This window comes from Saccharothrix saharensis, assembly GCF_006716745.1.
Classification (GTDB): Bacteria; Actinomycetota; Actinomycetes; order Mycobacteriales; family Pseudonocardiaceae; genus Actinosynnema; species Actinosynnema saharense.
Window position 1 is genome coordinate 7,581,998 of sequence record NZ_VFPP01000001.1, and the last position, 12,256, is coordinate 7,594,253.

Sequence of the window (12,256 nt, forward strand, 5' to 3'; positions counted from 1 at the left end):
TCCCCGGGGGGAACATCGTGCTTTCCAACAGGTTCAGACGATCGACGACGATGGGAACGGTCGCGGCGCTGGTGATCTCGCTGGCCGTCTCGACCGCATCGACCGCGCCGACCGCGGCGGCGGCCGGTGGCCCGTCGGTCCAACCACCGAGCGCGTCACCGGTCCCGGTCGGTTCCGTCGGGCAGGGCAGCCGCGGCACGGAGAAGGACGAGGCCGCGCAGTCCGCGCGGCGCGGGGACCAGAGCGGCCTGCCCACGTCACTGCCCGGTGAGGGCACCTACTCGGCCACGTCCCTGAGCCAGTCCGGCAAGTGGGACGTGGCCGGGCAGACCGGCGACTTCACCTGGTCCTACCCGCTCAGGGTGCCGCCCTCCGCGGGCGGGCTGGTGCCGTCACTCGGGTTGGGCTACTCCTCCAGCGCGGTCGACGGGTTGACCAGCGCGACCAACAACCAGGCTTCGTGGGTCGGTGACGGGTGGGCCCTGTGGCCCGGTTTCGTCGAGCGGACCTACGGCAGCTGCCAGACCGACCTGCCCGGCGACCCCAAGCTGAACCCCGGCGATCTCTGCTGGAAGAGCGACAACGCGACCCTGTCGCTCAACGGCAGTCAGACGGCGCTGATCCGCGATGACGTCTCGGGCGTGTGGAAACCGAAGAACGACAACGGGTCGCGCGTCGAGCGGCTCACCGAACCGGGTCGCAACGCCGACAACGACGGTGAGCACTGGAAGGTCACCACCACCGACGGGACGCAGTACTTCTTCGGCTACCGCGCGGGTGCGAACTCGACCTGGACCGTCCCCGTGTACGGCGACGACACGGACGAGCCGTGCCACCGGGCGAACGACTTCGCCGGTTCCTGGTGCGACCAGGGGTACCGCTTCCAACTGGACAAGGTCGTCAGCCCCAACGGCGACGTGATGACCTACGACTACGGCACCGAGGGGAACAAGTACGGCCAGAACAAGAACACCCGCGCGGGCCAGTACGTCCGCGGCGGCTGGCTGAAGAACATCCAGTACGGCCTGCGCGACGACACCCCCGACCTCGCCGCGACCGGCCGGGTGGTGTTCGAGGAGGCCGAGCGGTGCGTGCCCGGCTCGGGCTGCGACCCGAACAACGCGGGGCACCGGGCCAACTTCCCGGACGTCCCGCTCGAGCTGAAGTGCGACGGCACCTCGTGCGACAAGACGTGGTCACCGTCGTTCTGGACCACCAAGCGGCTCGGCAGGATCCGGACCGAGGTCCGTGACGGCGGCGGCTACCGCACGGTCGACTCGTGGGCGCTGCGCCACGAGTTCCCCTACCCCAACGACAACGGCAAGCCCGCGCTGTGGCTCGCGGGCATCACGCACACCGGCCACGACGGTGGTGCCCTGTCGTTGCCGGAGGTGACCTTCGAGGGCGTCCGCAAACCCAACCGGGTCGTGAAGAACGGTGACGGGGCCTCGTTCCTCATCCGGTTCCGCATCGGCGCCATCGTCTCGGAGTCGGGCGCGGTGACCTCGGTGAACTACGCCGAGCGCAACTGCGACGAGAACACCGTGATCACGCCGGAGTCGAACGCGCTGCGGTGCTTCCCGGCGAAGTGGTCGGCACCGGGGATCGACGAACGCACCGACCTGTTCCACAAGTACGTGGTCGCCTCGGTGTCCAACACGGACTGGATCGGCAGCGACCTGAGCAGCGAGACCAGTTACGAGTACGTCGGCGGCGCGGCCTGGCACTACGACGAGTCCGAGTTCACCCGCGACGAGGACAAGACGTGGAACCAGTTCCGCGGCTACGGCAAGGTCATCGTCCGCACCGGCAGGAGTTCCGACGCCCCGCGGACGCGGACCAAGGTGGCCACGACGTTCTACCGGGGCATGAACGGTGACAAGGGCAAGCCGCCCGTGAAGGTCACCGACTCCGAGAACGGGTCCGTGGACGACCACAACTGGCTCAACGGCGTCGAACGCGAGTCGATCACCTACCTCGGGGACACGGACGAGGTGGTCGGCAAGACCATCAGCGAGCCGTACTGGCGGAACGCGCCGACCGCGAAGCGCGGCGTGTTCGAGGCCAGGATCGTCCGCGAGGGCACCACGAGGTCGTTCACGATGCTCGCGGACGGCCGCAAGCAGGAAACGAAGAGCCAGGCCCACTACCAGGACGAAGACCCGACCGCGATGGTCTGGCGGGTCCACGACTTCGGTGACGTGGCCAAGGCCGACGACGACCGGTGCACCACGACGTCGTACGCCCGCAACACCGACAAGTGGCTGATGGCGTTGCCGTCCGAGGTGGATGTGGTCGCGGTCGCCTGCGGCGCTCCGGCGACCTTCCCGCAGCACGCGATCGCCAACGACCGCACGACCTACGACGACCGCGGCAACGTGACCTCGACGCAGGCGCTCAAGGCACGCCCGGCCGCCGACCGGTTCGAGCACGTCACGACATCGAGGGTCAAGGCCGAGGACATCGACAAGCACGGCCGCGCGCTCAAGGTCGCGGACGCGCTGGGGAAGGTCACCACCGCGGAGTTCACGCCGGCGGTCGGCGGTCCGGTCACGCGGAAGAAGTCCACGAACCCGCTGGGGTTCGCCATCACCACGACCTCGAACCCGGCCACGGGGGCGACGGTCAAGGCGGTGGACGTCAACGGGCGGGTCACGGAGTCCGCGTACGACCCGCTCGGCCGGCTGACCCAGGTGTGGCTGCCGGGACGGGCCCGCAACGGGGACAACGGCAACAAGAAGTTCGCCTACAAGATCTCCAGGACCGAACCGAACGTGGTGACCACCCGCGTGCTCGGCCCGAAGGGCGTCGACCTGCCCGAGACGAAGCAGATCCTGGACGGGCAGCTCCGGCCGCGGCAGACCCAGCGCAAGACCGACGGCGGCCGGTTGCTGACGGAGACCCGGTACGACACGCACGGGCGAGCGTTCCTAGAGACCGCGCCGTTCTTCACCTCCGGCGACGTGGACGACAAGCTGTGGGTGGCGTCGAACTCCGAGGCGATCCCGCCTCACACCGTCACCGAGTTCGACGGGGCGGGCCGCCCGACCGCCGAGATCTTCAAGGCGCCCACCGAGAAGTGGCGGACCACGACGACCTACGGCGGCAACTGGGTCAAGGTGACCCCACCGGCCGGTGGAGTACCCACCACCACCTTGTTCGACGCGCGTGGGCAGACCCTCGAACGCCGGACCGACGCGCCGGACTCCTCGCACGACACCACGACCTACGGCTACACCGCCGCCGGTCGGTTGAGCGAGGTGAAGGACCCGGAGAACAACGTCTGGCGCAACGAGTACGACCTGCTCGGCCGGCTGACCGTCCAGCACGACCCGGACCGGGGCACCACGCGCAAGACCTACGACGACCTCGGCCGGCTGGTCACGACCGAGGACGCGCTGGGCACCGTCCTGCGGGCCACGTACGACGACCTCGGCCGTCCGACGCTGACCGAGCAGGTCTTCCCCGATCGGACGGAGAAGCGCTCGGAGACCACCTACGACACGGTCGCCAACGGGAAGGGACTCCCCGCCACGGCCACGCGCTGGTCGGGCACCACCGCGTACACCAGCTCCGTGCTGTCCTACGACCGGGCGGGCCGGCCCGCCGCCACCCAGGTGGTGATCCCGGACTCGGAGCAGGACCGGCAGATCGCGGGGACGTACGTCACCACCACGCGGTACAACGCGGACGGCAGCTTGCAGAGCACCGGGTTGCCGGCGGTCGGGGTGCGGGGCACGCCCGGCTTCCTCGATTCGGAGACGGTCCTGCACGAGTACGACGACCTCGGCCGCATCCGCAAGACCTCCGGCGGCCCGGGCAACGTCGGACCGTTCGACTACGTCACGGACACGCAGTACACGAGCTACGGTGAGCCGCAGCAGTTCCGGTTCGGCGACGAGGGCAAGCACTCGTGGGTGACCATGATCTACGAGCCGGACACCCGTCGTCCGGAACGGACCATCGTGGACACCCAGACCTCGGCGCCGATGCAAGCGGACGTCAACTACACCTACAACCCCGCAGGGCTGATGACGTCCATCGTGGACCAGACCCTGGGGCAGCAGGCGGACGTCCAGTGCTTCTCCTACGACCACTTGCAGCGGTTGACCTCGGCGTGGACGCCGGCGAAGACCGCACAACCGTGTGCGGGGGAACCGTCCACCGGGAACCTGGCGGGCCCGGCGCAGTACTGGCAGTCGTTCACCTACGACAAGGTGGGCAACCGGTTGACCGACACCCGGCACGAAGCGCAGGGCGACACCGTCCGCACCTACGGCAAGGCCGGCGGGCACCGGATGCAGTCGGTGTCCACGGCCGGACCCGGCCTCGCCGCGGCGCGGGTCGACGAACCCGGCTACGACGCCGCGGGGAACACGGTCAGCCGCAGGACGCCCTCAGGCGCCACCCAGCAGCTCGACTGGGACGCCGAGGGCCGGCTGGCCAAGGTCACCGAGGGCACGAAGGTCACCGAGTTCGTCCACGGCGCCACCGGAGAACGCTTCATCCGCCGTGAACCGGGCAGCACCACCGTGTACCTGGGTGGCCAGGAACTCCAGGTGAAGGGCACGGTCAAGACCGCGACCCGGTACTACTCGCACGGTGGCCGGGTCGTGGCCGCACGATCCGGCGACAGGCTCGACTACGTCGCCACCGACCACCAGGGCACCGTGAACGCGTCCGTCGAGGTCAGCTCGCTCAAGACCGAACGCAGGCGGCAGTTGCCGTTCGGCGGGCCGCGCGGACCCCAGGGGAACTTCGTCGGCGACCGGGGTTTCGTCGGCGGGACCGTCGACTCCTCCGCGGGGTTCACGACCCTGGGCGCCCGGCAGTACGACCCGGACACCGGCCGGTTCCTGTCCGTGGACCCGATCGGCGACTTCTCGGACCCGCAGCAGCTCCACGGGTACTCCTACGCGGCCAACAGCCCGATCAGCAAGAGCGACCCGTCCGGCCTGCTCGCGACCCCGTGCGTGATCGACGGTCCGTGCGCCAACCCCAGGGGCGACGTGCCGGCCACCACCCCGCGACGGCCCAGCGCACCTCTGCCGAAGTGGGTGCTCGACACGCAGCCGGCGCGATCGCGGTCGAGCCAGGGCCTGCCCATCCCCGTCGGGGCGAGCCCCGCACACCAGATCGCGATCACGCAGCGGAACCTCGCCGAGGCGGCGATGATGGACATCTGCAACGCTCCGAACAGCGACCCGATCAAGGCACCCTTCCAGTGCATGGTGGCGCGGGGCAGGTTCGAGGCGGCCGGCGAGGCTTATGACGAGCTCCTGGCCAAGGATCGAACCGCGGCGAGCAACAAAGCCTTCGGGGAGAAGATCAAGAACGCGCTCGGCGACAGCGTGCCGGTCGCCCTGTGCGTGATCTCCGGGGCACTGGGGTCTTGCATGCGGCCGTCCGGAACCACCATGGGAGCATGCGGCGCGGCGGGTGTTTCGGCCATCGTGGGGATCACCGCGGAGGGATGCGTGGTCGCGGACGACAAGGGGATCGGCGTCGTCTACGACATCAAACTCGGTATCGACGCCAGCATGGGCGTCAGCGCCGGGCTCGGTAGCAAGATCATGAGAGGCGGTATCGAGAAGCAGAAGAACCACCCCGGTGAGTACGCCGAGATCCCCTTCGGTCGTGGTGAGGTGGAGGTGGGCACGAGCGGCGGCAAGCTCCATTCGCTCGGGGTGTACGGCGGTGCCCACGCTCGAGCCCAGATCCCGGGGATCGGCCACCGGCAGTTGCCATCCGGCGGGTTCGACCACTCGAACGCACACCGCATCGTCGACGTGCCGAACTTCTGTCGCTACTGCCAAGCCGCGAGCGATCGCGTGATGGGCTGGTTCAAGTAGGCACGTGGTCGAGTGGGGCCTCCTCCGGTTCGCCGGGGGAGGCCCTTCCGCCTCACTCCGGCAACGCGGTGACCTCGTCGGCTTCCGGGGCGCCGATCTCGGTGAAGATCTCCACTGCCACGCGCCACTGCTCGGCGGCGGCGGCAACGTCCCCTTCCGCGTGCCGGACCCGGCCCAGCACCGCGCGCGCCCGAGCCTCGTTGAGCCGCTGGCCCGCCCCGACCGTGATCTCCAACGCCCGGGTGACCCGCGCCGCCGCCTCCTCCAGGTCACCGCGGGCGAGCTCACCGGCGGCGAGTTCGACCAGCGCCACTCCCCGGAGCACCTCCATGCCGGTCTCATCCATCCTGGACAGGGCGCGCCGGACGTGCAGCACGGCTTCGTCCGAGCGGCCGGCGGTGCGGTGGGCGGCGGCGAGCCCGATGAGGGTCGACACCTCGGCGTAGCGGAAGCCGATCTTCGACGCGAGGGCGAGCGCGTCCAGGTAGTCGCGGATGCTCTCCTCGACCTCGCCCTGTCGCAGGCGGACCGTGGCGATGATCTCCAGGGCGCTGGCCTCGTGCCTGCGCTCGCCGATCCGCCTGCCGCGCTCCAGCGCTTCGCGGGCGTGGGTCGCCGCCTCGGCGTACCGACCGAGGTCGCAGCAAGTCTCCGCCAGGCACACGAGCGAGGCGGCGAGGTTGTGCCACAGACCCCAGCGACCGCACAGCTCGACGCACTCCTGGTGGCGTTCGGCGGCCTCGGTCAGACGTCCGGCGGTCCAGTGGGCGAGACCCAGGCCGTTCAGCGCGGGCAGCCGCACGATCACGTCGCCGTGGCGCTCGCTGACGTCCAGCGCCTCCGCGTGGCACCGGGTCGCCTCGTCGATGTCGCCGAGCGACAGGTGCGCGACACCGATGTAGTTGACCTCCCTGGCCGCGATGACCTCGTCGCCCACGGCCTTCGCGATGGCCAACGCGCGCTCGTGGTGCAGCATGGCTTCGCGGGGTCTGCCGAGCTGGGCGTGCACCCGACCGAGGTTGTGGTGGCACTCGACCTCGGCGGCCGGGTCCGGTCGCCGCTCGTTCGCCGCGAGCGCCAACGCGTGCTCGGCAGCGGCCTGGTGGTAGTCGCTCAGGTTGTAGGAGATCAAGCCGCGCAGCGAGTGCGCGGAGACCTCGGCCTGGGGATCGCCGGATCCACTCGCGGCGGCCAGCGTCGCCGCGGCCACGGCGAGCCCGTCGGCTCCGTGCCCCCGCGCGGCGAAGTAGCCGCGCAGCGAGTCGGTGAACCAGCCGCAGTAGCGCCGTGTCGCGGGGTCGGAAGCGGCGTGCTCCACCGCGGCCACCAGGTTCATCCGCTCGGCGTCCAACCAGTCGATCGCGACCCCGCCGTTCTCGAACGGGTTCGGTTCGGCGCTCACCCTCCGCCGGACGCGCTGGGCGGTGACGCAGAAGAACGAGGACGCGGCGGAGGCGTTCGCCAAGTAGTGGTCGAACAAGCGGGTGTCGGCGGCACGCGACGGCTCCGGGAGGTCTTCCGTCCGTGCGAGGTAGGCCGCGTACTCGCGGATCAGGTCGTGGAACTGGTACCGGCCGCCAGGGCACCGGTTGAGCAGGCTCGCCGAGACGAGCCGGTCGAGTGACCGCCGGACACCGGCCTCCGCGCCGGCGAGCGCCACTGCGGCGGCCTGGGTGAAATCGGCTCCCGGTGCCCGGCCGAGCAGGCGGAACAGCCGCCGCGCCTCCGGGTCGAGTGCTGCGTACGACAGGTGGAACGTGGCTCGTACGGCGACCGCCGGGTCGTCGTGGATGGCGAGCTCGGCGAGCCGGTCCTCGCGCAGGGCCGCCACGTACTCGGAGATCCGGGTGTACCGGCGGCCCCGCAGGTTCGCGGCGGCGATGCGCAGGGCGAGCGGCAGGTGCCCGCACAGCACGGCGAGCCGGTCGGCCGCGACGGGCTCCGCACCGACGAGGTCGCGACCGCACAGCTCGACCAGCAGGTCCCGGGAATCCCCGGCGGTCAGCACATCGAGGCAGCGGACGTGCACGTCGTTCAGCACGGTCATGCCGCGGAGGTCGCTGCGGCTGGTCACGAGGGCGAGACAGCCGGGATCGGTCGGCAGCAGCGGCCGAACCTGCTCGGCGCTCGCCACGTTGTCCAGCACCAGCATCACCCGCTTGCCTGCCAGCAGGGAGCGGTACAGGCCGACCTGCTCGTCCAGCGTCGCGGGGACGCGTTGCGCCGACACCCCGACCGCGCGCAGGAACCTGGTGACCGCCTGTTCCGGGGAAACCGGTGACACGGCGTCGTAACCGCGCAGGTCGACGAACAGCTGGCCATCCGGGAACTGGTCACGCGCCCGGTGCGCCCAGTGCACGGCGAGTGCGGTCTTGCCGATCCCGCCCGGCCCCACCAGTGCGATGACGCGGGGCGCGGACGCCCCCGGCGCGGGCAGCAGGCCGTCGAGCGCGGCGAGGTCCGCCGTGCGGCCGGCGAAGCTCGCCAGGTCGGCGGGCAGTTGCCTCGGCACTTCGGCGGCGGATCGCGCCGCGGGCCGCAGCTCCTCTCGGAGCACCTTCTCGTACGCCTCCCGCAACCGCGGTCCGGGGCTCGCGCCGAACTCCTCCCGCAGAGCGGTGCGGATCCGCTCGTAGGCCGCGAGCGCCGCGGACTGCTGCCCCGAGCCGCCGAGCCCGAGCAGCAGCGAGGCCCAGAACGACTCCCGCAGCGGGTGCTGTGCGGTCAACCCGCGCAGCTCCGGGATGAGCTGCTCGTGGTGGCCGCATTCGATCTCGGCCGTGATCCGCAATTCCAGCGCGGCCAGCCGCAGTTCGTCGAGCCGTTCGGCCTCGGCGCGCAGGAAGCCGTCCCCGAGCCCGCCGAACGCAGGTCCGCGCCACAGGTCGGCGGCGGCGCGCAGGAGTGCGGCGGCCTGCTCGAACTCGCCCCCGGTGAGCAGACCACGTGCGGTCCGGACGGCGTCCTCCAACTCCCGCAGGTCGTAGCGGGCCGCCCCGAGGACGATCCGGTAGCCGGCCGCGTCCGCGACGACGAGCTCAGGCGCACCGGCCTTGCGCAACGCGCTCCGCAGCGTGGACACGTACGTCTGGACCATCGCCCTCGCCGAGGCGGGCGGACGGGGCCCCCAGATCAAGTCGACGAGTTCGGCCGTACCGACCGCGGTGCCCACCTTGGCCAGCAGTCCCGCCAGGAGCGTCTTGGGCTTCGTGCCACCGAGCGGTACGGGCTTCCCGTCGACGTCGACGGAGACGGTTCCGAGCACGCGGACGTGGACAGCGGGCAGCGTCGTCTTCGCCGTCATCGAGTTGAGCTCCAGTCACATCGGCGCCGGCCGGACAGTACAAGGGCAGGCCGAGCGGGCCTACCGATTTCGAGTGGTGCGGGGATCGCGCGGTCGGGTTCTTCGAGGTCCGCTGCCACGGTGTGGAGGTCGTTCCCGGGAGGTCATCGCAGTGCGGTGAAGAACGCCCGGATGTCGTCGGCCAGGATTTCGGGGACTTCGAGTGCGGCGAAGTGGCCGCCTTTGTCGAAGCGGCTCCAGTGCACGATGGTCGGGTTGTCGCGTTCCGCGAAGGTCTTGATGGTCTGGAAGTCGTCGGCGAAGACGGCCACGCCGGTCGGGGCGGCGTTGATCGGGGCGGGCTGCCCGGTGGGGGCGGCGTTGTCGTGGTAGGAGCGGGCCATGCCGGCGGCGGCGTTCGCGAACCAGTTGACCGACACCTCGGTGAGGATGGTGTCCAGGGGCACCAGGGACGTGCCGTTGCCGAAGGAGTTGAACAGCTCGCTGTAGGCCAGCAGCCCGATCGGCGAGTCGCTGAGCCCGGCCGCGATCGTCTGGGGCCTGCCGGCGTTCATGGTGGTGTAGCCGCCGACCTTCTGGAACCACCGCATGTGCTCCAGGCCGGCGTGGTCGTGGGGTTGGAGTCGTTCGAACTCGGCGGGGTCGCCGGAGGGGAAGGAGAACAGTTGCAGCACGTGCAGGCCGAGGAAGCCCCGCGGGGCCAGGACGCCGAGTTCGCGGGCGACCATCGCGCCGTGGTCGGAGCCGTGGACGCCGTAGCGCTGGTAGCCGAGGCGGCGCATGAGGGTGTCGTAGGCGCGGGCCACGCGGGCGGTGGTCCAGCCCGGTTCGGTGACCGGGGTGGAGAAGCCGAAGCCGGGTGCGTCCGGCACGACGACGTGGAAGGCGTCCTCGGCGCGGCCGCCGTGGGCGACGGGGTCGGTGAGCGTGCCGATCATGTCGAGGTAGTCGACCGACGAGCCGGGGTAGGTGTGCGCGAGCAGCAGCGGTGTCGCGTCCTCGTGCGGTGACCGGGCGTGGATGAAGTGGATCGGCTGGTCCTGGATCCGGGTGACGAAGTGCGGGTGGGCGTTGATGCGCCGCTCGGCGGCGCGCCAGTCGAACGCGCGCCATGCCGTCACGGCTTCCCGCAGGTAGTGGTTGGGGGTGCCGTGTTCCCAGGTGTCGCCCGGCGCCGGTTGTGGCAGGCGGGTGCGGTCGAGGCGACCGGTGAGGTCGTCCAGCTCGGCCTGCGTGACCTGGATGCGGAAGGGGCGGATCTCCGTGTTCGTCATGGCACAGACGCTAGAGTGCCTATAGGAAAGCCTCGTTCCTAAAGACGGAGGTCGTGGCCATGACCGCGGACACATCGGGGGACACGATGTCGTACTTCTTGACGGTCTGCGGGCTGTCGAGTTGGCGGAAGTGAGGCACGCCAACGAGATCCTGGTGTCCGCGGCGAGTTTCTTCGCGGCGGGGCCCGATCGCCCCGCGCAACGGTGATCGACTACATCGACCGGCACAAGCAGGAGGTCGAGGTCGAGCAGATCTGTCGTGTCCTGCGCCAGGCAGGCGTACGGATCGCTCGGTCCTCCTACTACGCGGCCAAGATACGCCCGGCTTCGGCGCGACCGGTGCGCGACGAGCGGCTCAAGAGCGACATCCTCGACGTGCAGGGGCAACTTCCGCTGCTCGGCAGCGCGGTGAGCGGTGAGCGGTGATGTGGGTGTCCAGAAGTGCCATATGGCTTGACCAGTGCTTATGGAGCGGTGGATTCGCACTCGTCGATCGGGCCGCCGAGGACTGGTCGGGGTGTGTCGACGACAACCCTCGACCGATCCGACCTCCGACGCGGACAGCGGTCCGCACGACCACCGGGCCGCGCGGACCGCTGTCGCGCGGTGCTCAGTAGTGGGCCCAGACGGTGAAGCTGACCATCCTCGTCGCCCCGGGGCAGTAGGCCGTCGCGGAGCCGAAACCGCCGAACCGGACCACCGGGCTGTCGTGGACGCTGCCGTCACTGCACGACACCGAGACCGAGTAGCCGGACGCGCCACCACCGATCTGGTAGCAGTTGACCCAGATCGACGAGTTCCGACCGGGGGTGTACGTCCAGATGCAGTTGATCGACGAAGTCTGGATCTTCCCCTCGGCGGGCTGGAGGGGCGGCACGGGCAGGGTCGTCACCTCCCGTTCGACCAACGCCACCGATGCCTGCGCGCCCGCCACTCCCATCCCGGCCAACGCCAGGACCGCGAACACCACCACTGCCACCCGCTGAACGGTTCTCGACACTGAATCCCATCCTTCCGAATCCGCAGAGCCGCGGTCGGAGCAAGGATCACTCGCGCCCGGGGCGCGCGGAACCGGGAACACTCGATCAGAGCAGGATCACCGTAGCCCTGGTGATCGCATGCCGAACCTCCGTCCGGAATCGTGTATCAGGGCAGGTGGAACGGCATCCGAATTGGTCGACCCGACCCCGTGGACCGGGCCTGGTGCCGTGGGGTCACGGCCGCGGTGGACTGCGCGGCCGGGCACCGTCGGGTTCCTCTCCGGGCACGGTGGGCGCTCGGTTCGCGGTGCGGGTGCCCGGTCTTCCGCACTGCGCCCGAGCCCGACCCCGGGTGAAGGGCAGGAGCGCAGGGCGCACCGTGACCACGGCACCGCGGAGCGGGCCTTCGCGCTCGGCCCTGTCGCACGCGCCTACGCGGACCTGCGCCCCTCCCACCGGTCCAGACCGTCCACTGAGGGCTGCGCGGCGCTCGCGGCGGGCACCGGGAAGTCGGCGGTGGACGCGGTGTTCGCCGGGTAGGCGCCGCACTGGTCCCGGTTCGGACCGGTGCTCACCGGGATCGCCCGGGTGCCGCGGCCGTCCGGGGTGCTGGTCGCGGTGCGGAACCACGACGACACCGCGAGCCGGCACTGCGTCGACCCCTCGTGCCGCGGCCGACCCCCCGGTCCACCGCGTTCGAACGCCGGAAGTACCCGAACCCGCAGCCGTTCACCGCGCGGTCGCCGGTCGACATGGTGTGCACTCAGCCGCACATGCCGCCGGCCCCGCCCCGGAGCGGGAGCGCCGGGTGACCGAGCCGCACAGCTTCCTGGCGGCCCGGTCGGT

Annotated in this window: 6 protein-coding genes; 2 read left to right on the plus strand and 4 right to left on the minus strand. The window is 70.6% G+C overall.

Annotated elements, in window-relative coordinates; translation table 11 throughout:
* Positions 1–50: 50 nt before the first annotated feature.
* Positions 51–5,852 (plus strand): RHS repeat-associated core domain-containing protein, encoded by a 5,802-nt coding sequence (locus FHX81_RS34605; RefSeq protein ID WP_141982707.1) that lies wholly within the window; start codon positions 51–53, stop codon positions 5,850–5,852.
* A gap of 52 nt (positions 5,853–5,904) precedes the next feature.
* Here the strand turns inward: FHX81_RS34605 and FHX81_RS34610 are convergent, their stop codons facing one another.
* Together FHX81_RS34610 and FHX81_RS34615 are read right to left on the minus strand one after the other, a co-directional pair.
* Entirely contained in the window at positions 5,905–9,156 is a 3,252-nt protein-coding gene (locus FHX81_RS34610; RefSeq protein ID WP_141982708.1) for an AfsR/SARP family transcriptional regulator, read from the minus strand.
* 143 nt (positions 9,157–9,299) lie between these two features.
* A complete protein-coding gene (locus FHX81_RS34615; protein ID WP_141982709.1) occupies positions 9,300–10,430 on the minus strand; it encodes an epoxide hydrolase family protein in 1,131 nt (376 codons plus the stop codon).
* A gap of 204 nt (positions 10,431–10,634) precedes the next feature.
* On the opposite strand from FHX81_RS34615, the gene FHX81_RS34620 reads away from it, so the two are divergent.
* On the plus strand, positions 10,635–10,856 hold the full coding sequence (locus FHX81_RS34620; RefSeq protein ID WP_141982710.1) for a hypothetical protein: 222 nt from the start codon (positions 10,635–10,637) through the stop codon (positions 10,854–10,856).
* 184 nt (positions 10,857–11,040) lie between these two features.
* Here FHX81_RS34620 and FHX81_RS34625 read toward each other — a convergent pair whose 3' ends face one another.
* Positions 11,041–11,430, minus strand: a complete 390-nt coding sequence (locus FHX81_RS34625; RefSeq protein ID WP_141982711.1) for a hypothetical protein — start codon at positions 11,428–11,430, stop codon at positions 11,041–11,043.
* Positions 11,431–11,841: 411 nt separating this feature from the next.
* A complete protein-coding gene (locus FHX81_RS34630; protein ID WP_141982712.1) occupies positions 11,842–12,048 on the minus strand; it encodes a hypothetical protein in 207 nt (68 codons plus the stop codon).
* Between the last annotated feature and the right edge of the window lie 208 nt (positions 12,049–12,256).

Bases quoted from the DNA above. Each gene is read 5' to 3' on its own strand.
- FHX81_RS34615 (WP_141982709.1), bottom strand. From the start codon at position 10,430: ATGACGAACACGGAGATCCGCCCCTTCCGCATCCAGGTCACGCAGGCC.
- FHX81_RS34605 (WP_141982707.1), top strand. From the start codon at position 51: ATGGGAACGGTCGCGGCGCTGGTGATCTCGCTGGCCGTCTCGACCGCA.
- FHX81_RS34610 (WP_141982708.1), bottom strand. From the start codon at position 9,156: ATGACGGCGAAGACGACGCTGCCCGCTGTCCACGTCCGCGTGCTCGGA.